Genomic DNA, 22,454 nt, shown 5'->3' on the forward strand with positions numbered 1-22,454 from the left:
CATACAATAAGCAGAATAAACATGCAATACGAAGGAGTACTAAAAAAAATGCAAACAGAAATTGGTCATCCTATACAATATTATATGTTGTTTGAATCTGATTTTCTAAATGTAAATCAAGTCCTCGATAAAAACCTAAAAATAGAATTTATAAAATTCCAATGTCTCAACTGCGGAAATGATAGACCTATTTATAGACAAGGTTTTTGTAAAACATGTTTCTTTGAAATACCCTCTGCGGGAGATTGGATTATGCGCCCAGAATTGAGCACAGCCCATTTAGACCAAGAAGATAGAGATTTAGCGTATGAGAAAAAAGTACAATTGCAACCACACATTGTTTACTTAGCCAATTCAAGTAACGTTAAAGTTGGTGTTACCAGAAAAGGGCAAATACCCACAAGGTGGATTGACCAAGGTGCTCATGAAGCTATTGAAATCGTAGAAGTACCCAACAGGTATCTTGCAGGTATTACCGAAGTAGCCTTAAAAAATCATGTTGGCGACAAAACAAATTGGCGCACTATGCTAACCAATAATATTGTAGATGAGAATCTTTTAGAATGGCGTGAAAAATTAAAGCAATACATTCCTGAAGAAGCTCTTCCTTATTATTTAGACAATAAAAGTGAAACCCAGATAGAGTTCCCGGTATTGAAATATCCCACTAAAGTCAAAAGCCTTAATCTTGATAAAACACCTTTATATGAAGGTAAATTAAAAGGAATAAAAGGACAGTATCTTATATTCGAAGATAACACTGTATTTAATATTAGAGGTAGTGAGGGTTATTATGTAGGCCTAACAGTTAATTAACTGTATCTTTTTTCTTTTTACCCAGCAAACCACCTAAAATATCTTTCGCTTTTTCTTTTACTACTTCCTTCTCGTTCTTAGCAGAAACTGAGTCTTTCTTAACCGCTGTACTATCTTTTGGATTTTTGATAGCAAGTATTCCGCCTAAAATATCCTTGGCCTTTTGTTTATTCGAAGTTGTATCTTTTTTAATTGAATCTGATTTAGCTTGATTACCACTTAAAATACCCCCTATCAAATCCTTAGCCTTATCAGTGCCTTTATTAATAAGCTTCTGCTTTTCAATCTCTACCAACTTCGTGGTCAATTGCTTTATGCCTGAGGTTAAATCTGTGGTCACTTGAGGACTATTATATACCCCTCCAATATTTGCAATAACAGGTATGGTCAAATCTTGCAAAGCTGAATCATCAATTCTATCAATTAATTTGGTAATGTCAGAACCTAGATATTTTGCAGGAACCTGTAACGTAGCTTTATAGTTTAACTTTTTATCAAAAGTGTGGCTCCCATCAATATTTATAGCGATATCCTTATAATTAATCGTAAATGGTTTTACGGCAACCAGACCATCTTTAAAAGAAAGAGATGTTTTTAATTCCTTAAGATTTAGTTCTTTTAAGTCGATAAAATTCAATTTTGAAACTAAAGCATTTAGAAGTGGAGCAGATTCCGTATTAATCTCATCGGTAGCTATATCTGCAAAAAGGTCTCCACTTAATGATAATAGATTAGGTAATAAATCATCTGTTAAATTCCCCGATAATGAAATATCCGAAGTAAACTTCCCTTTCAATATCTGTGCAATAGGCGCTAATGACTTAAATAATTCAACTGACTTGAACGTTTCTTCAATGCCTAATTGGTTTAAATCTAATTTCATGACGAAGGTCGGAATCTCACCTCTAGTTGAAACCTCACCGTTAAAAGCCATTTTACCCCCAAAAAGACCAGAGGTCATATTGCTCAATATAGCCGTTTCGTCTTTTATCATCAAAATTCCAGTGACATCACTTAAAACAATATCATCGTACAATACTTGTTTTGCATTTGCATTAATGGTAGCATCAAGAAATGAAGGTATCTTAATTTTCTCTTCTTTGACCACCACCCCACTTTCACTATCGTTCTTTTCTATTGGTGTTGTGGTTTCTACTTCAGCTACCATGAAATCATTCAAAGCAAAGGTGTTCGATTTTAAATTAAAATTACCTTCCACCTTTTCATCATTAAACATAAACCCTAAAAGGTTATTAATAGTCCCGGTAACATCAAAATCAGTTTTACCTGTAGTACCGTTTAAACTATTTAATGCGACAGTTTTCGGATTAAACGTTAAACTTGCCTTATTAAATTTAACAGGATTAGCAAGTTCATCAGAGTTATATTCAAAGTTAGCAACACTTAATTCTCCAGTTGTATTCGTTTTTTCATATTGCTTTTTTTCAACGGAAGCCATATCGAAGGCAGTTGTAATATCTGCTTTCAAAAGGCCTTTTAAATCATACCCGGCTGGTACAGGATATGCTTTTGAAATATTAGCCAAGTTCATCGAGCCGTCTACATGAGCCTTTACTTTAGTATTACCCATAAGCTCGGTAATATTGGACGTAAGATTAAACTTGTCCTCATCTATCATAAATGAAGCTTTATTAATATCGACATAAGTATCTTCTGTGATACCCGTTTTGTTATTCAATTGAATATCAAAAAAGACATTACGCACCGCTTTAGGTAAATCTGGATATTTGAAAGATGCATTATTTGATTTAATGTCTATATTAAATTTAGGAATATGGGCATCGTCTACAATACCATTAAAATTACCATTTACAATAAAATCACCCGTAGTAGTAACATTTTCAATATTCTTAGAATAAATTTCTGGTATTACCGCCAAAAAGTTTTTGAAATCTGAAGAAGGTGTTTTGAAGTTTATATCTACTTCTTGATTCTCATCATTCACAATAACAAAACCGTCAAATACTAACGGAAGCTGATTAACAACAGCTTCATTCTTTAAAAAGGAATATTTATTTTGGGTTAAATCTATTCCTATTAAGGCGTCTAACTTCACCTTGTTTTTATTCAGATAACTTACACTATCCATTTCAAACGAAACTAAAGCATCGGTATGTGTGTCTAACTCTGATGTAGCCAGAGATAAATCGCCTGTTCCTATATGTTGAATATCATCTAACTTGAAAGTTATACCTGTAGACTTATCTGTATAATAAATTTTAGAGTTTGAAATCTCATATGACTGTAAATCAAAAGAAAAACCATCTGCACTAGTAGGTTCTTCAACCGTTGTATTTTCAGAAGCTACTGCAATATCGTAATTAGCGTTCTCATCTTTATCAACGACTACATTCATCAATGCACCTTCTAAATAAATATTATTAATTTCAATAGCATCTTCAGTGCCCTTAAACAATTGCATAATACCCATAGTTAAATCTAGCGTGTTGGCCTTAAACAAAGTATCTCCCTCAAAAGGAGCTTTATTGATTAAAACTACATTTTTAAATTTCACTTCAGCATTAGGAAAACTACTAAATAAACTCAATTCTGCTTCTGAAAAATCGAGTGTAGCATTCACATTATTATTGACGTTATTTTTTATTATATCACCAATTTTTGCCTCTAAGAAAAAAGGTGCTGCAATAAGTACTGCTATTATCAACAATACAATTACACCTACAATTTTCAATATTTTCTTACCCATAGTATTTTTTTATAGTGTATTATTTACGCTATTGTTCTAATATATCCAAGTCCAATTCTTCAGTTGGTTTTAGATTAAAACGTTTTCTCATTATATATACGAAGAAATAGAGAAAAGGAGTGTCAAAGAATGCTATAAAAATCTTAAAAATAAATCCGCTTACCACTAGTCCGAAAAATAGTTCCCATGGTAGTACTTTGAAGACACATAACAGACCCACAACGGTAAACGTATCTAGAAATTGTGAAAGAAATGTAGAAAAATTATTACGCAACCATAGATACTTTCCTTTAGTCAATTTTTTCCAAAAATGATAAATTGCAACATCGACATATTGCGCTAATAAATAGGCAATCATTGAAGCTAAAACAGCAATGGGCGATAAAGCAAAAACCTGAGCAAACGTTTGGTCACCTATTGGTGAGGATGGTATTGCAGGCACAATTTCTGCTAGCAAAATAATACTCATCGAAAAGAAAGAAGCAAAAATACCGGCTGTGACTATCTGATTCGCCATTTTTCTACCATATATCTCAGAGATGAGATCGGTGATTAAAAAAGTTATGGGATAAGGTAAAATACCTACCGAAACCTCAAAAAGCGAAACTCCAAAAACAGTAAAATCACCAAATGGATTCCAATAGAAAAATTTTTGAAAAATAAGATTCGAAACTACCAAAGAGGTAATAAACAATGCGCCTAAATACAAATAAATACGTTGTGCTAGTTTCCTATCCTTTAACGTCATAAATTTATTTAATATCTAAAGCAAAGGGCATTCTAGCCTGTATGCCTTTTTGTTCTTTAAAAGACTGTAGTTCCTTTAGAATCTTATATGCCTCATCTCCTATTTCTTCTTTTAAAAGGCTTTCTTTAAAATGAACACTGGCGCCTTCTAAATCTTCCATAAAACGCTCAAAACCGCTTTTGTATTTAGGAAACTTTTTAACCCCATAAGATCCTAAAGAAGCCATTTCAGCAGCTACGTTAATAGCATCATTTAAATTACCCAACTCATCAACCAAACCAATTTCCAAAGCCTCGTTACCGCTCCAAACGCGACCTTGAGCAACACTATCAACTTGAGCCATGGTCATATTACGACCTTCTGATACACGTTGTAAAAATGTTTGATACGTATCTTCAATACTCTCTTGAATTTGATTTTTAAAACTCTCTTGCATCGGTTCGAACAAAGAATATTCAATCGCATTTTTATTTGTACCAACCTGCTCTGCATTTATGCCAATATTATTAGCCAACTCTGTCATATTCGGTACAGTACCAAAAACACCAATTGAACCAGTAATTGTAGTTGGTTCTGCAAAAATCTTATCTGCACCAGCTGCAATGTAATAACCACCAGATGCTGCAACGTTACCCATAGAAACAATTACGGGTTTCACTTTTTTAGTAAGAGCTACCTCTCTCCAAATAATATCAGAAGTTAAAGCACTACCGCCAGGAGAATTCACCCTCAATACAATAGCTTTAACACTTTCGTCCTCTCGGGCTTTTATTAAAGCGTCATTGATAATTCCTTGTCCAATAATATTTGGTCCGCCTTCCCCGTAAAAAATTTCTCCCTGAGCAAAAACAACTGCAATCTTATCATCACCAGACTTCAAGGTCTTTTTATTGGAATATTTCACATATTCATTAAGTGTGCTAATATTAATCTTATCCTGTTTTTTAACAGCTAGGGCATTAGATAATTTATTTTCATATTCATCATAAAAAACAATACCATCTACAAGCCCCGATTTTTTTGCATATTTAGGTGTTCTACCACCTAAGGTGTCAGCAATAATATTTAAATCAGATTCTGAAATACTCCTTGTATTTGAAATATCGGTCACCATAGAATTCCAAAGCGATTGAAGCAATGAAGTCAATTGACTTCTATTTGCCTCACTCATGTTATTCTCTAGATAAGGCTCTACAGCGCTTTTATATTTACCATGGCGAATCACTTCCATTTTAACACCTGATTTTTCCTGTAGCTCTTTAAAATAAAGCACTTCGGTTGAGAGTCCTTTAAAATCTAACACGCCTACAGGGTTCATAAAAATTGAATCTGCCACACTTGCTAAATAATAATCGCGTTGCATATAAAAATCTGCATATGCATAAATAAACTTGCCATTAGACTTAAAATCTTCCAAGGCCATTCTTATCGCTTGCGTTTGGGCCAAGCCAGCAATAATAAAGTTGTTATTAATACTAATACCCTTGATACGGTCATCATTTTTAGCCACTTCAATGGCGTGTAAAATTTCATCTAAACCTTGTGATTGTTCAAAAATACCAGCAAATGGATCAAGCTCATTCGTGCCAATATAATCTGAAATTGGATGCTGTAACTGAAGCTCTAATATCGAATTCTCTTTCACGGCAACGGTATCTTCTCCACTACTTACAAGCGTGACAAATATCAAAAACATAACGAATAAGATTCCAAAAGCGAATAGGGAACCCAAAATAGAGGCTAAAAAATTTCTCAAAAAATTCATGCAAATCTTTCTTTTAAATAGTCAACAAAGATAACTAATGTGAATATGTTTTAGTTATTTTGTTCCAATATTATGGGATTGTACAAAACAGCATATTTATCTATTGGAAGTAATTTAGGAAACAGGGGACTTCTATTACAAAAAGCTATTTTCGAAATAGGAAGGAAAGCCGGAGAAATTAGACAGGTCTCTGCTATTTATGAAACACCTTCATGGGGTTTTGAAGCAGAAGATTTTTTAAATGCTTGTTTAGAAATTCAAACATTATTGACTCCAGAAAAGCTGCTAACTACAATTTTAGAAATTGAAGCAAACTTTGGTAGACTTAGAAATAATAGTGAAGGCTATCAAAGTAGAACACTAGACATTGACATTATATACTACGAAAAGGAAATTATTAAAACACAGAGTTTAACAATCCCTCATCCAAAACTTCAGGAGCGTAAATTTATTTTAAAACCTTTGGCAGATATCTCGCCACAATTCTATCACCCCATTTTTAATAAGGACACAAGAAATTTATTACAAGAATGTAAAGATAAAAGCGTCCTTACCAAAAGAACCATAAAGCTTTTCATAAACCGACATTCCCTTTTTGCCAGTTTTAATTATTTGGCCATTGAAGGTAACATTGGTGCAGGAAAAACAACATTGGCTACAAAAATTTCTGATGATTTTAATGCCAAATTAATATTGGAACGATTCGCGGAAAACCCGTTTCTACCAAGTTTTTACAAAGATCAGACAAGGTATGCTTTTCCGCTAGAGATGTCTTTTTTGGCCGATCGTTATCAACAATTTACAGAAGACACAAATCAGCTTGATCTCTTCAAAAGTTTTATGGTGAGTGATTATGACATATACAAATCATTAATTTTCGCAAAGGTCACCTTACAGCAAAACGAATTTGAACTTTACCGAAAAGTTTTTAATTTCATGTACAAAGAGGTTAAAAAACCAAGAATATACGTTTATCTGTATCAAACCACCGAACGGCTTTTACAGCAAATAAAAAAGCGTGGCAGAGGTTATGAACAAAATATTGAACTCTCTTACCTAGAACGAATAAATAGAGGTTATTTCGATTTTCTAAAGACCTACCCAAAAGAAAATCAACTGGTTATAGATGTTAGCACTTTAGATTTCGTAAGCCATAACAGTGATTATGAAACTATTTTAACTAAGATTGAAGATTTCGCATTATCATCACTATAATGCAATATATTGTGTTATTTCTTGCGTAAATGAAAAGGATTTACTTTATTGCATGCGCACAAGTGCAACTAACTAACTCAAACTATACTTGAAAACCTGGTCAATGACCAGGTTTTTTTATGCATTTAACTTACACCAGCAATCCCAAACTACAATGCCTACACTTACAGAAATATTTAAAGAATGCTTAGTACCGAATTGAGGAATTTCTAAAATTTCATTACTTGCAGAAACAACACTCTGGGCAACCCCTTTCACTTCATTTCCAAAAACAAGAACCTGTTTTTTACCATTCGTAGGTATATAATTATTTAACTGAGTAGCATTCTCAGCTTGTTCTACTGATATCACATGACATCCTTCAGCTTTTAACTTCCCTACTAAATCAATAGTCTCAGGTACATACTCCCAATCAACACTTTCCGTAGCACCCAAAGCTGTCTTATGAATGTCTTTATGAGGAGGTGTAGCAGTTATACCACACAAGTATATTTTTTCAATCAAAAAAGCATCTGCTGTTCTAAATACCGAACCTATATTATTCAAACTTCGAATATTGTCCAAAACAATAATTATCGGAGTCTTAACTGCAAGTTTAAATTCTTCTAAACCCTTTCTATCTAGCTCCTCATTTCGTAGTTTCCTCATGCTTTTATTTAATTTTTAATAATAAATTAATGTGATAAACTTATCCGCAAATATCAACAATGATTTAAAATCGATGGATAAAATCATACTTTCGTGTAGATACAAAATTAATGAGATAAAGATAAAGTGGCGGATAAAAGCAAGACAAAAAAGGTAACCCCTTTAATGAAGCAATACAATACTATTAAGACCAAATATCCTGATGCATTATTGCTTTTTCGAGTAGGTGATTTTTACGAAACCTTTGGTGAAGATGCCGTTAAGGCTTCTCGTATTTTAGGAATCATTCTTACTAATAGAAATAATGGTGGTGAACGAACAGAATTAGCTGGATTTCCACATCATTCATTAAACACATATTTACCGAAATTAGTAAAGGCAGGGCTACGTGTTGCGATTTGCGATCAGCTCGAAGACCCTAAACAAACCAAAACGATTGTTAAAAGGGGTGTTACTGAATTGGTAACCCCTGGAGTGGCAATGAATGATGATATACTTCATTCAAAGACTAATAATTTTCTTTGCGCAGTTCATTTTGGAAGAAAAAAAATTGGCATTTCTTTAGTTGATATATCTACAGGTGAATTTTTAACATCGGAAGGTGGTGAAGAACAAATCGATAAACTATTACAGAATTTTTCCCCTAATGAAATTTTAATATCTAAAGCCCATAAAAAAGAATTTACCGAAGTATTTGGCAAAAACCATCATTTATTTTATTTAGAAGATTGGGTATTTCAAGAAGATTACGCATTAGAAAACCTTACTTCACACTTCAATACAAAAACATTAAAAGGATTCGGTGTTGATCATTTAAAATGTGGTGTTATTGCATCTGGTGTTATATTACATTATTTAGGAGAAACGCAGCATCGCCAATTACAGCATATTTCAAAATTGCAGCGAATCGCCGAAGATGATTATATATGGATGGATAGGTTCACCATAAAAAATTTAGAACTATACCATTCAACAAATATAAATGCCGTCACTCTTTTAGATGTCATTGACAAAACTATCTCCCCAATGGGTGGGCGAATGATAAAGCGATGGCTTGCTTTACCACTTAAAAATCTAGAAAAAATAAAAAGAAGACAACAGATAGTTTCTTTTTTATATAATGAAGACATAGTTCTAGAAAAATTTCAGCACCACATTAAACAGATGGGCGATTTAGAACGCTTAATTTCTAAAGTGGCCACAGGTAAAGTCAACCCTAAAGAAGTTGTTCAGCTTAAAAACTCACTTGAAGCTTTAATACCAATAAAGCAATTGGCAACTGCTTCTAAAAATGAATCTTTGGTTTTAACCGGAGACCAAATTCAATCTTGCGATTTATTAAGAGCAAAAATTAAAGAAATGCTTAGCGAAGAGGCCCCAGTAAATATTTTAAAGGGCAGTACTATCGCAAAAGGGTTCTCTGAAGAATTAGATGAACTAAGAGGGTTGGCCACTACTGGTAAAAATTATTTAAACAGCATGCTAGAAAGAGAGACTGCTGCAACTGGCATCACCTCTCTTAAAATAGCTTCTAACAATGTTTTTGGGTATTACATTGAAGTAAGAAATACGCACAGGGACAAGGTTCCCGATACATGGATCCGCAAGCAGACCTTAGTTAACGCAGAACGATATATCACTGAGGAGTTAAAAGAGTATGAATCTAAAATACTAGGAGCAGAAGATCGCATCTCAACATTAGAGCAACAACTATTTTCTCAGTTGGTCGTTTGGATGCAAGAATATATTGCCCCAGTTCAAAACAATGCTTATCTAATAGCGCAACTTGACTGCCTTTGTGGATTTGCTCAATTGGCTAAAGAGAATGCATATAATTGTCCGGAGTTAAATGACTCTACTGATTTACAAATTACCGATGGAAGGCATCCAGTTATTGAGAAACAACTGCCTTTAGGTGAACAATATATCACCAACGACCTACAGTTAGATAGATCTTACCAGCAGTTTATAATGATTACCGGGCCGAATATGAGTGGTAAGTCAGCATTATTGAGACAAACAGCTTTAATTGTTCTTCTTGCACAAATGGGAAGTTTTGTACCTGCTGAAAGTGCTAAAATCGGGGTGATTGATAAAATATTCACTCGAGTTGGTGCCAGCGATAATATTTCGATGGGCGAATCGACCTTTATGGTTGAAATGAACGAAACCGCATCAATACTTAATAACCTTTCTGAACGTAGTTTGGTTTTATTAGATGAAATTGGAAGAGGAACAAGCACTTACGATGGTATTTCAATTGCTTGGGCCATTTCAGAGTATCTTCATGAGCACCCTTCCAGAGCAAAAACGATGTTTGCCACCCATTACCACGAACTTAATGAGATGACTCATACGTATAATCGTATTAAGAATTTCAATGTTGCCATCAAGGAATTAAAGGATACCGTTCTATTTCTTAGAAAATTGGTTCCTGGTGGCAGTGAACATAGTTTTGGTATTCATGTAGCAAAAATGGCAGGTATGCCACAACAAGTAATTCAAAAAGCGAATAAGATTTTAAAAAAGTTGGAAAATAAACAGGTGAATCAAGAAATTGGTAATCAACTTAAAAACACTTCCAACGAAATGCAATTAAGTTTTTTCAACTTAGATGATCCATTATTAGAAGAAATTAAGGAAGAAATTACGCATTTAGACATTGACACCCTTACTCCGGTAGAGGCATTAATGAAGTTAAATGAAATTAAAAGGCTATTAACCAAGGACAAGAAGGCGACGTCATAAATTTTTTTATTCTTTTGCTCATTTTTACTTTGGTTTTTACAGAATTGTATTAAATTTGCACCCGCATCTTTTAAGAGATGCACGTTCATTAACTTGCGAAAATAGCTCAGCTGGTAGAGCGCCACCTTGCCAAGGTGGAGGTCGCGGGTTCGAATCCCGTTTTTCGCTCAGAAAAATGTTGCTGGTCAGCATTTTTTATTTAAATGCCAAATATGCTCGAGTGGTGGAATTGGTAGACACGCCGGACTTAAAATCCTGTGCTCTTTGGGGCGTGCGGGTTCAAGTCCCGCCTCGAGTACCAAAACCCTTGTTAATCTTCTGATTTTCAAGGGTTTTTTATTTTAATCCTTTTTGTAAGATTAACCTAGGTACTTTTTAATTTAATAGAACTTAAAGTCATTCGGTATTTATTACCTTTAATCTTGACTTTAATACATGCTAAGAAAAATTATTAAAATTTTAGGTACATTAAGTCTAGTACTCTTACTAGTGATTTTGACGTGCAATTTTATTATTTCAAGCACCACTGAAGACAAAACGTATTCTGACATTAATACTATACCCCCTAATAGGGTAGGACTTGTACTAGGGACTTCTAATAGAATATCTAACGGTTCTTCAAATCCGTACTACACCTATCGCATAGATGCAACTGTAGCGCTATATAAAGCTGGAAAAATCAAATTTATTTTAGTGAGTGGTGATAATGGTAGCATTTATTACAATGAACCTAATACCATCAAGAAGGATTTAATAAAATCGGGAATACCGGAACAAGTAATCTATTTAGACTATGCTGGTTTTAGAACTTTAGACTCGATGGTTCGGGCGAAATATATTTTTGGACTTGACAACGTTACCGTAATCTCGCAGAAGTTTCATAATGAGAGAGCAATATATATTGCGGAACAAAAAGGATTAAAAGCTATAGGATTCAATGCCCAAGACTTATCTACCTCTCAAGGATTCAAAGTTCGTTTCAGAGAATATTTAGCACGAGTAAAAGTTTTTATCGATATGATATTAAACACTCAGCCCAAATTCTATGGAGCGACCGTTGAAATAAAATAAACATGACCACTTAACCAAAATAGTTTACATTTATTGGTACAACCAAACCATAAATTGTGTCAAAACTTAAAATCATATTAAGAAATTTAGGGCCAGGACTTTTATTTGCAAGTATGGCAATCGGCACCTCCCATTTAGTATTATCTACAAAAGCAGGTGCACAATATGGTTGGGTTATGGTAATACCCATAATTCTAGCTAACATCCTCAAATATCCATTTTTTGAATTTGGAGTACGATATACCAGTGTTACCAATAAAACTCTAATTGAAGGATATCTAAATCGCGGCAAAGGCTATTTATGGTTCTACGCAGGAATCACATTACTAACCACATTTACAATTTTAGCAGCTCTATACACCGTTACTGCAGGTTTATTCATTAATCTGTTTAACATAACGAACACTTCTATTTCTATTGTAGCACTAGGTTTGTTTTTGACAATAAGTACAATTCTAATTTTTGGAAAATACAAATTTTTAGAGATTAGCCTAAAGTTTGTGGTAAGCATTCTTTTTGTCGCATTGCTAACCACAACTGTCTTAGTTCTAATTCAAGGCCCTGTCTACCATATAGAAGGTTTTAAACCAACACCCATTTTTAATGAAGTTGGTGTACTTTTCTTAATTGGTTTAATGGGTTGGATGCCAACCACGGTCGAAGCATCTAGCTGGATTAGTTTATGGAGTATTGAAAAATGGAAAACTCAAGATAAACCAAGTTTAAAAGAATCGCTTCAGGAGTTTAATATCGGATATAGCATCACGGCAATACTAGCTATTTTTTTTATGATCATAGGTTGGTTTACTTTATACGGAACAAACATTCAACTTAGCGATAATGCGGTAAGTTTTGCCGACCAAGTAGTTTTATTATTTACTGAGCATATTGGTTCTTGGGCGTATATTTTCATTGCAATTTCTGCTTTTGCCACAATGTTCAGCACCTGTCTGACTGCCCATGATGCATTAACCAGGGTAAGTTTAGACATTGTCTCTCTATTGAATACGAAAACTAAAATATTCAGCACCAAATTAGCATTTGGTATAGGGGTGACAATTTTAACTATTATCAACTTTATAGTAATTGCAACATTTAGTGCAAATATGGGTAAGCTGGTGGCTTTAGCTACTTTTGTTTCATTCATAGTAGCTCCTATTATCGGCTACATGAATCTAAAGAATGTGACCAGTAATGACTTGGCTCAAGAGTTTTGGCCTGGTAAATATCTCAGAATGCTAAGTTATTTTGGAATTGTATTCTTGTCGTGTTTTTCGTTGTATTATTTTTACATCGTAATATTCTAAATATGAACTATTAACATCAATCGACAACCACAAATAAAGTACGTTCGTTTTGTTTATGAAGAAAATCTAAACAATATGCTCCATTAGTACAGTTGTTTTTAATCATCTCCTCACCATAACCTATTGCGTCAACAATATTATTAGAGTCTAAACCATTCTTTAACAAATAATCTTTTATAACATTAGATCGATCTTGTGAAAGCTTCTTATTATAAGAATCGCTACCCCTACTATCTGTATACGTTTCAATCTTTAATCTTAACTGAGGAAAACGAGATACAGCATCAACAACCTTATTCAATTCTGCTTCTACTTGTGCATTCAAAACAGCTTTTCCTTTGTCAAAATAAAATTTATCAAGCTTTAAAATAGTTTTACCTTCACTTTCCAAAACCAAATCTTCAAACCTAGCAAGGCCTAACATATAAGAAGTAGTTTGAATCTCTTCCATCCCTTCTTCTGAATAGGAAGTTGAAAAAATAGAATACCCATCCTTTAAAGCCTGTATAGTCAACTGTTCTTGCCAAGGAATTTCAATTCTAAAATCACCTGTCGCTGAAGAGCTTACCTCCTTTATCAATTCACCATTATTATTTAACAACCTCACTTGAGCACCACTTACACCATTTTTTTTCTTTAAATCAACAACCTTTCCTCCTAAAGAAAATGTCTTTAAACCTGGTAAGTTCTTTAACGTAAACTTGTAAAGATCATCTCCACCTTTACCTCCTTTACGATTAGATGAGAAATACCCTGAAAAACTTTTATTCTCATTCTGCTTAATTATAAAACCAAAATCATCAGATATTGAATTTATACCCTCTCCAAGATTTACTGGTATGGTATATGAATCATTTCCTATAATATTTGATTTATAAATATCCATTCCACCTAATCCGTAAAAAACATCAGAAGAAAAATACAAGCTTCCATCAAAGACAAAAGGAGCAATTTCATTTCCTGGTGAATTAATTCTCGGACCTAAATTAATAGGCGCAGACATTATTTGTCCGTTGTTTGTATATACATAATACAAATCTGTACCACCGTAACTGTCATCGAAATTAGCAGCAAAATACAATCGCTCAGACTTGTCATCGAAATATGGATAATAAAAAGATGTACTTAAATCTTTTAATATAAATCGAAATCGTCCATTATCGGTTAACGTACCAATAGCCAATGCGTTTTTACCATTTTCATCATATCTAAGCTCATCATCTTCAGTGTTTGAAAGAATATAGAAAAAGGTTGATAATTTATCAGAATAGAAAGGGGTCGACTTATGAAACTTTGTTGCAGGTATTTTATCAAAAACCTCAACATCCGTCAATTCATCATTAGCATTTAGTTTACCAAAATAGATATCTAAATATGATTCTCCTGAAGGTTCATAAACTTTTTTAGTTTTTTGTATTCTACTACTACTGAACAACAAACCATTTTTATAAAAAGCAGGTGAAAAATCTCCTTGCGGACTATTTATAGCTACATCTACAATAACACTATTATCACTTTCTTTAGGAATTTCTAAAAGACTATAATTAAACTCTGCGTTCTCTAGTAGCTCTGGCGACAACATATCAGCTTTCGACCTTAAAAAAGTCTTTACCCTATCTCTCTCTGAATTTTTAGATAGACTTTGAAGCATTTTATTAAATCGATTGACCGACATAATTGTATCATTCTTATTCACTTCTAAATAAAGTTCAGAGGCATTATCATAACTTCCAGTATTAAAATAAGAATCGGCAAGGTTTAATAACTGATGGTTCGTTAACGGATACTTTTCCATCTCTCTTCTATACTCAGTTATTGCTTGTTGGTATTGATAGCTATAATACAGATTGTCAGCTTTAGATTTTTTATCCTGCGCTGAAACCATCAATGGAACAAAAACTAGTAATACTATGATTAATTTAAATCTCATGTTAGTGCACTTTAAAAGAATCGAGGTGAATCAATTTGTTTAGGTTTACCTTTTGCATTTTTATCATTACCATCCTTTGTACTATTTGCTCCTTCTCTACCTATATAGAATTTAAGGATAATCTCATGTGACCCATTATTGAACTCGCCAAGTAAATTGGTGTTATAATCATATGAATATCCTACAAATAATGAGTTTGAAACTTGAAGGCCTGCCAAACCACTAAATGCATTCTCGATACGATAAGACACACCAGCAGTAAATACGTCTGAAATCAAAAAATTACTAGATAAGTTCACGTTAAGCGGAGAGCCTTTAAGTGTATTTATTAAAAAAGCTGGTTTAAATTTTAAATTATCTGAAAGGTCGAAAACATAACCTCCAATTAAATTGAATTGAAGCTTGTCTTCAACTATCGAAACCACTTCTTCATTATATACACCTTCAGTTAAAAAATTCGGCACGGAGGCCCCTAGATACCAGTTATCCGAATATAGAAAAGCTCCCGCACCAACTGTTGGATAAAACTTGCTTAGCATTTCAGCATTAAGGTTTTCACCAGGGTTTTCAAAAGTACCTTTTGTAAAGTCAACATTTAAAAATGACCCACCTGCATCAATACCAAAAGACAATTTTGTTCCATCGGTTACCATTACCTGATATGAATAAGAAATATCAGCATAAGTTTGAGAAACTGGCCCCAATTGATCACTTATGACATTAAATCCTAGACCCACCTTCTCATTTTTAAATGGTAGATTAGCTCCAAATCTAAATGTGCGTGGCGCACCGGGTATATCTATCCATTGAGCTCTGTATAGTCCAGATAATTCTGGTGTCTCAACAGTGCCTACATAGGCTGGGTTAAAACTACCTATATTATACATGTATTGAGTGTACTGCGGTTCTTTCTGCCCAAATGCGTTAAAGCCTAACAGAGAAAATAGCAAAAGCGCTACAGTATAACTCGATTTATTAAAGTTATAATCCATAATTTATTCTATCTAATAAGCTGTATCCAACCCTTATCGATTATAGCCGGTTGATTATTAATACTATAATTCATAATATAAAAATAAGTTCCCTTAGGCACTTCTTTTCCTTTATAGGTTCCATCCCAAACATCAACTGTAGCCTGAGTTTCAGAGGCAACTAAATTAGCCCCTTCAAAAACCAGATTTCCATAACGGTCATAAATGAAAATTTTATAATTTATTCCCTCGCTGGCTTGAGTATCTGAATCCCTTAAATTAATTCTAAGTACATCATTGGTATTATCTCCATTCGGTGAAAACTGATTAAAAAGGAAACCAGGGTCTGCAGGAGTTGGTATTCCGACCTTAACATCTACAGTACTATTATTATTTGCCTCGTTACTATCTTTTGGAGATGACCTAACTAATGTGGCCAAATTACTAAAAGCCCCCTCTATTGGTACTAATACGGTAATTTCTAATGATACTGCATTTTGTTCTCCTACTTCAAGTGACTCAATAGTCCACCTACCTGTCAACTCATTATAATCTCCTGCGGTGGAAATATCGCTTACGTAAATAAAACCAGCATCTGGCCCATTGGGAAGAATATCTTCAATCTCGATATTATTAATTGTGTCTCCATTTACAGATTTATTTTCTACACGAATGGTAAATGTGATTTGCTCTCCCAATAATGGAGATTTATTATCGACCGTCTTGATAACCTCGAGATCAATACCTTCAGGCACTTCTGTATTTAAAACTGCGGTAGATTCATCGTTTGCCGGATTGTTATCTGATGGTATCGACTCTAATAAGGTTGCCGTATTTTCATATGGCCCTTCTTCAGAAACAGTAACTGTTATGTTAAGTACTACAGACAAACCAGCTTCTAGTTCTGCTATGTTCCAAATACCTGAAATTTCATCATAATCGACAGAGGATTTAGACACAAAATCAAAACCTAGTTCTAATAAGTCCCCAATAACAATTGCTCTAACAGTTCTATCAGATAAGTTTGTGACCATTATTTCAAAAACAACAGTATCACCGATTTGCGCGTCTATATTATCAACAGATTTTAAAACTTCTAAATCTATAGGATCATCACAGTTTGGCGTTGCAACAGGATCACAAGGATCATCTGGGTCAGAGCCATTGGCTTGTTCGTCTAAATCTGATAAACCATCGCCATCAGTATCGCAGCTACCATTAAATCGGTTGGGAATACATGGGTTATCGTTAGCAGGATCTTGTTGGTCATTTACACCATCATTATCGGTGTCATCAGTATTTGAATCTAAAGCATCTATTATTCCATCATTATCCTCATCTAAAGGGTTGGCTATATCAGTACCAACTTCTTCACCATCTTCAATACCATCACCGTCAGTATCCGGGTTGTTAGGATCTAAGCCTAAGGCAACTTCTTGACCACCTAAAAGTCCGTCATTATCATCATCCGATTCACAATCACTAACATTCACAGTAATATCTATTGTAGAATTGACACATGGCGCAGTTGAATTCGTAGTCGTAAATCTGAAAACATAGGCTCCTGAAGCTAATGCTTCAAAGTCAACAATATTGGTAGAATTAATATTCACATCATCAGGACCCGATACAAAAATCCATACACCAGGGTCAGCCCCAGTTAGCCTACTATCTAAATCTAAACTGGTAAGACCGTTGGCTGCAATATTACATATTGAGGCATTCTGAGACGTACCGGTAATAGCCTGAAATCCTATTCTAGCAATTATTGGTTGTCTTTCGGTCGTACATTCATTTTCGGTAGCCTCAACATAATAGGTAGTTGTTGCAGTTAAAGTAGGAGTTGTATAAGTTTCACCAAAAGCTATTGGAGTATTAGAATTTAATGAATCATACCAATTAACAGAAGCTCCATCACTTGGTACAACACTTAACAACAATGTTCCTGGCCCACAACGTTCATTACCGGTAATAGTAACCAACTGAGGAATGATATTTCGAACAATTTGAACTTCAATATTACCACTCGCACAATTATTTATCGCATCATAGAAAAAGCCATAATAGGAGGCTGGTGTGCTAACATCTTGAGCTTCTGCAACCGTCAAATGTGAGTTTGTTATTAACGGGTTAGAAACCCTACTCCATGTCAGAACGGTACCGCTAGGAGCAGTACTAGTAGTGAAATCAAATAGATTTGCAGAAAAAGGAGTTGACAACGATTCTACACAATATATATTAGAAACTGATGTATCCAACACGGGAGCAGCTACACAATTATCATCATCATTAATTGTGCCTATTGCTGTACCGCCATTTGCAAGCTGAACATTATTGGTCGGTAAGCCTAATTGAACATCAAAAGTTTCTGTATTTTCTAAAACCGCATCATTATTAATAGGCACGGTAATCGTCTTAGTTTCATTTACGGTACCCGTAAAAATCAATGTACCAGGAGTTCCAGTATAATCTGTTCCCCCACCTATTGCGGTATCGTCAATAAAAGAATATGAGACTTGTGTACCGCCGACCACTGCAATATCCAAAACAACATTAAAAACAAATTGCCCAGAGGCTAAATCTTCATTTTCCGTAACATCAGAAATAATTAAAGTAGCCTGGTCATTATCATTTAGTTCAACAGTCGCCGTTTGAGTAGCTGCAGCCCCTAAAACGTAACCAGTTCCGGTGCCTAGTGTAATAATTACAGTTTCGGTACCTTCTTGTATTTGATCGTTTAACGGGGCTATTACGATTGGTGCAGATTGTGCTCCATTTGCAATACTTACAGCATTTGTACTTATTGCCGTATAATCTGTACCATTAATTGCAGTACCACTAACTACATAATTAATGGTCATTGAACTTCCAGTACTGTTAGGCGCACTTAAAGCTACAGTAAACTCACCTGGTGCTGCCGTACCGTTACTTTCTGCCGCTGTAGCATCGGATGCAGTAATACGAGCAATATTATTATCATCACTAATAATAGTAACCGTTGCATTATTTGGAGTACTAATCGTGTAGCCCGTACCTGTAGCAAGAGTTAAAACAACAGTTTCATTACTTTCAATATTAGTGTCATTAATAGGTGTCACTGTTACAACACCTGTACTTTGACCATTTGCAATAGAAACCGAACCACTTAATGCGTTAAAATCAATTCCAGAAGTTGCTGTACCCGTTCTTGTATAGTTTACAACTATAGGGGCACCTGTATTATTAAGAACAAGCGGACCTGATGGATCGCTAGATGAACGTAAACTTACTGTAAAAACGCCATTACCAAGAGGACTCTCATTTGCAATTGCATCTGTAGAAGCAATTGATGTAACATACGTATCGGTATCATCTATAGTTACCGTAGCAGATCTTGTTGCAGTAACGCCTAAATCGTAACCAATACCTGTACCCAAAGTAACAATGACAGTTTCAGAAATCTCAACATTGTTATCATTTATTGGGGTTACCACCACAGTTCTATCTTTTTGACCAATTTCAAAGGATACAGAACCTGTTAATGCGGTAAAATCTGTTCCTGAAGTGGCTGTGCCACTAACTGTATAATTCACCACTACAGGACTTCCTGTATTATTAACTTCATTTAAACTAACAGTAAATGTTCCCGTGTCTGTAACAGAAGTAGCTTCAGTAGCCGTACCATCAGTTGCTACAATAGTTGCAATAAATGTATCATCATCTACAATGGTAACCGTATCAGTATCTAGAGTACCAATTTCATATAAAGGACTGTTTACGCTATTTAAGGTTATGATAACAGTTTCATCACCTTCGACCGTACTATCGTCAATTGGAGTTACGTTAACATTTCTAGAATCCTGCCCATTTCCAAAAGTGACACTTCCTAAAGTACTAACGGTATAATCTTGTCCTGCACCAAGCTGGGTTGCACTACCTGTGAGAGTATAAGTAACTGTAATATCACTTCCTGTACTATTGGGTTCGCTTAAATTAATTTGAAATCTGCCATTATTTCCACCACCGCCGCCATCTTCATCCGTAGTTGGGCGATCCGCTAAAACGGATACTTCCCAAAAATCGTTGTCGTTAATTGTTCCGGTTGCTGTATCACTAGTATTAACATTAGCATTATTAGCACTTAGGTTAACGGTAAATGTTTCAATATTCTCTACAACATTGTCATTTAAAGTTGGAACTGAAAATTGTCGACTGGTAGTTCCTACCGTAAAATTAATAGTTTGTGCAACATTGTTGTAGTCTTCTGGTACAACCAAACTTGGAGCTCCACCCGTAGCGGTAACATCTTGAAACGTAACAGTAATACTATAAAGGTATTCTACAGGACTATCTGAATTAATGGTAAATAACAAACCATTTCCCTCAGTTGCAGAAATATCGGTTATGGTTAAGGTCGCAAAATCATTATCCTTGATAATTAAGGTTTGAGTACGCTCCGCAATGTCTGAAGGTAAGGTATAACCTGTTCCTGTTAAGAGCGTTACTACTACTGTTTCATCACCTTCAACCAATGCATCATCAACAATCCCACTGATATCTATAAACCCAGATGTTGTACCTGAGGGTAAAAATAATTCTCCCGATGAAGCTGTATAATCTAATGCTGCTTGTGCCGTAGATGACGATTCTAAAAGATAGTTGATTGTTCTATCTTGAGCTGGAACAGGAAAAATTCCGTTTGTAAGTATAACCTGAAATTGTCCTGGGTTAGCAGCAGCATTACTTTCTGCAGCATCAGCATCAGAAACTGTTAAATTGGCCTGTTGAGAATAAGCCGATACGGATAAAAACAAAAAACAGATTAGTATTAGTTGACCGCTAAAAATATTTTCAATTTTCAACATAATATTTGTTTTCATTTTCATAGCATTCCCATTAATAGCGTTGTAGTCAAACAATTGTTAAGATTTTAATTGACACCAAAACAACGACCTCAATATTACGAAAAAATCAAGGTAAACCGCTCACAAACAGTTGAAAAAAGGATTTTTAGGTTGAATGGTAAACTAGAAGGATAAATGCTTAGCTATCCAGAACTGGCGACTGAGTTTGTGCAGTTGGCTCAATTTTTTTAATTAAACCTTGTAAAACTTTCCCAGGTCCAATTTCAGTAAATACCGTAGCCCCATTTTTTACCATTTGCTGCACACTTTGCGTCCATTTAACTGGCGCTGTTAATTGAAGCATTAGGTTTTTCTTAATCTCTTCAGAACTATTTACCGCTGTAGTTGTCACATTTTGGTAGATAGGACAACTTGGGGTTGCAAAATTTGTATTATCTATTGCCGTTGCAAGTTCTTCCCTAGCAGGCTCCATTAACGGAGAATGAAATGCTCCACCAACAGGTAACATTAATGCTCTTCTTGCACCAGCTTCTTTTAGTTTCTCGCAGGCTGTTTCTACTGCAGTTACCTCTCCCGATATTACCAATTGACCAGGACAGTTATAATTCGCAGCTACTACTATACCTGTAGTTTCTTTACATATTTTTTCTACTATACCATCTTCTAAACCAAGTACAGCGGCCATGGTAGAAGGCTGCAGTTCACAAGCTTTTTGCATTGCTAAAGCACGTTGCGACACTAATCTTAATCCGTCTTCAAAACTCAAGGTATTATTAGCTACAAGGGCGGAAAATTCTCCGAGTGAGTGACCTGCAACCATGTCTGGTTGAAATGAATCGCCCATTACCCTACTCAAGACAACAGAGTGCAAAAATATAGCTGGTTGGGTAACTTTCGTCTCTTTTAATCCTTCGGCAGTACCGTTGAACATTACCTCTGTAATTTCAAAGCCTAAAATTTCATTCGCCTTTAAAAACAATTCTTTAGCAACTGGGTATTTCTCATATAAATCTAACCCCATTCCAACAAATTGAGCACCTTGCCCAGGAAAAACATATGCGTTCATAACTTTTAGTTTTGGTGCGGCAAAAGTACGTATTTTAGATAGATTGCCGTATTGAAATTACGAACAGCCTCTATTCTGACTCTTTGAACCAACCTGAGTACATGATATACGCTTCTGCTATTCTATTTATTTCTCCTGAACTTAATTCGGGACTAATATCCTTTATTTTCTTAGCTGGCATACCCGCAAATATGGTTCCCGATGGTACATGGGTACCTTTGGTAAGGACAGCTCCGGCTGCTATAATACTATTACTTTCCACAATACAATCATCCATAATTATGCTACCCATTCCAACTAAAACATTATCATGAATAGTACACCCATGCACAATAGCATTATGACCAATAGATACGTTATTACCAATAGTGGTTGGCGATTTTTGATAGGTACAATGAATAACAACTCCATCTTGAACATTTACCTTATCGCCCATTTTAATATAATGTACATCGCCCCTAAGCACAGCATTGAACCAGACACTACATTGCTTACCCATTATAACTTCACCTACAATAGTTGCATTTTCAGCAATAAAGCAATCATCACCTATTAACGGTTCTTTACCTCTAACACCTTTTATCATACCCTTTATTT

At 34.7% G+C, this 22,454-nt stretch carries 14 protein-coding genes and 2 tRNA genes; 7 read left to right on the top strand and 9 right to left on the bottom strand.

Going from position 1 to position 22,454, the window contains the following annotated elements; translation table 11 throughout:
• Positions 1-21 precede the first annotated feature (21 nt).
• A complete protein-coding gene (locus AACZ41_RS10865; protein ID WP_091623448.1) occupies positions 22-816 on the top strand; it encodes a DUF2797 domain-containing protein in 795 nt (264 codons plus the stop codon).
• On the opposite strand, the gene AACZ41_RS10870 is transcribed toward AACZ41_RS10865, so the two are convergent.
• From AACZ41_RS10870 to sppA, 3 genes are read right to left on the bottom strand one after another with little or no spacing between them, the layout of a single operon-like run.
• On the bottom strand, positions 809-3,544 hold the full coding sequence (locus AACZ41_RS10870; protein WP_339628476.1) for an AsmA-like C-terminal region-containing protein: 2,736 nt from the start codon (positions 3,542-3,544) through the stop codon (positions 809-811). The two genes, AACZ41_RS10865 and AACZ41_RS10870, sit on opposite strands and share 8 nt — an antisense overlap.
• A gap of 28 nt (positions 3,545-3,572) precedes the next feature.
• Complete coding sequence (locus AACZ41_RS10875) at positions 3,573-4,292, bottom strand: queuosine precursor transporter (protein WP_339628477.1); 720 nt, start codon at positions 4,290-4,292, stop codon at positions 3,573-3,575.
• Positions 4,293-4,296: 4 nt separating this feature from the next.
• The gene (gene sppA / locus AACZ41_RS10880) at positions 4,297-6,057 is read right to left on the bottom strand and encodes a signal peptide peptidase SppA (protein WP_339628478.1); all 1,761 of its coding nucleotides are present in this window, start codon (positions 6,055-6,057) and stop codon (positions 4,297-4,299) included.
• A 72-nt stretch (positions 6,058-6,129) separates the two neighbouring features.
• Between sppA and folK the strand changes: the two genes are divergently transcribed.
• On the top strand, positions 6,130-7,272 hold the full coding sequence (folK, locus tag AACZ41_RS10885) for a 2-amino-4-hydroxy-6-hydroxymethyldihydropteridine diphosphokinase (protein ID WP_339628479.1): 1,143 nt from the start codon (positions 6,130-6,132) through the stop codon (positions 7,270-7,272).
• Positions 7,273-7,389: 117 nt separating this feature from the next.
• On the opposite strand, the gene AACZ41_RS10890 is transcribed toward folK, so the two are convergent.
• Positions 7,390-7,920, bottom strand: a complete 531-nt coding sequence (locus AACZ41_RS10890) for an RNA methyltransferase (protein ID WP_339628480.1) — start codon at positions 7,918-7,920, stop codon at positions 7,390-7,392.
• A 165-nt stretch (positions 7,921-8,085) separates the two neighbouring features.
• On the opposite strand from AACZ41_RS10890, the gene mutS reads away from it, so the two are divergent.
• From mutS to AACZ41_RS10915, 5 genes are all read left to right on the top strand, one after another.
• Entirely contained in the window at positions 8,086-10,668 is a 2,583-nt protein-coding gene (gene mutS, locus AACZ41_RS10895; protein WP_339628481.1) for a DNA mismatch repair protein MutS, read from the top strand.
• 95 nt (positions 10,669-10,763) lie between these two features.
• Positions 10,764-10,836 (top strand) — tRNA-Gly (locus AACZ41_RS10900).
• 46 nt (positions 10,837-10,882) lie between these two features.
• Positions 10,883-10,969: transfer RNA gene (locus AACZ41_RS10905), tRNA-Leu, on the top strand.
• Positions 10,970-11,103: 134 nt separating this feature from the next.
• Positions 11,104-11,739, top strand: coding sequence for an ElyC/SanA/YdcF family protein (locus AACZ41_RS10910; protein ID WP_339628482.1), 636 nt, complete (start codon positions 11,104-11,106; stop codon positions 11,737-11,739).
• 56 nt (positions 11,740-11,795) lie between these two features.
• The gene (locus AACZ41_RS10915; protein WP_339628483.1) at positions 11,796-13,046 is read left to right on the top strand and encodes a divalent metal cation transporter; all 1,251 of its coding nucleotides are present in this window, start codon (positions 11,796-11,798) and stop codon (positions 13,044-13,046) included.
• A 16-nt stretch (positions 13,047-13,062) separates the two neighbouring features.
• On the opposite strand, the gene AACZ41_RS10920 is transcribed toward AACZ41_RS10915, so the two are convergent.
• From AACZ41_RS10920 to AACZ41_RS10940, 5 genes are all read right to left on the bottom strand, one after another.
• A complete protein-coding gene (locus AACZ41_RS10920) occupies positions 13,063-14,976 on the bottom strand; it encodes an OmpA family protein (RefSeq protein ID WP_339628484.1) in 1,914 nt (637 codons plus the stop codon).
• A gap of 11 nt (positions 14,977-14,987) precedes the next feature.
• Entirely contained in the window at positions 14,988-15,968 is a 981-nt protein-coding gene (locus AACZ41_RS10925; protein ID WP_339628485.1) for a type IX secretion system membrane protein PorP/SprF, read from the bottom strand.
• A gap of 8 nt (positions 15,969-15,976) precedes the next feature.
• Positions 15,977-20,812, bottom strand: a complete 4,836-nt coding sequence (locus AACZ41_RS10930) for a Calx-beta domain-containing protein (RefSeq protein WP_339628486.1) — start codon at positions 20,810-20,812, stop codon at positions 15,977-15,979.
• Between the two features lie 157 nt (positions 20,813-20,969).
• On the bottom strand, positions 20,970-21,857 hold the full coding sequence (gene fabD / locus AACZ41_RS10935) for an ACP S-malonyltransferase (RefSeq protein WP_339628488.1): 888 nt from the start codon (positions 21,855-21,857) through the stop codon (positions 20,970-20,972).
• A 70-nt stretch (positions 21,858-21,927) separates the two neighbouring features.
• Positions 21,928-22,443 carry a gamma carbonic anhydrase family protein gene (locus AACZ41_RS10940; protein ID WP_339628490.1) on the bottom strand — a complete coding sequence of 172 codons (516 nt, stop codon included), beginning with the start codon at positions 22,441-22,443 and terminating at the stop codon, positions 21,928-21,930.
• Positions 22,444-22,454 lie beyond the last annotated feature (11 nt).

Source organism: uncultured Maribacter sp., from assembly GCF_963974015.1.
GTDB lineage: Bacteria > Bacteroidota > Bacteroidia > Flavobacteriales > Flavobacteriaceae > Maribacter.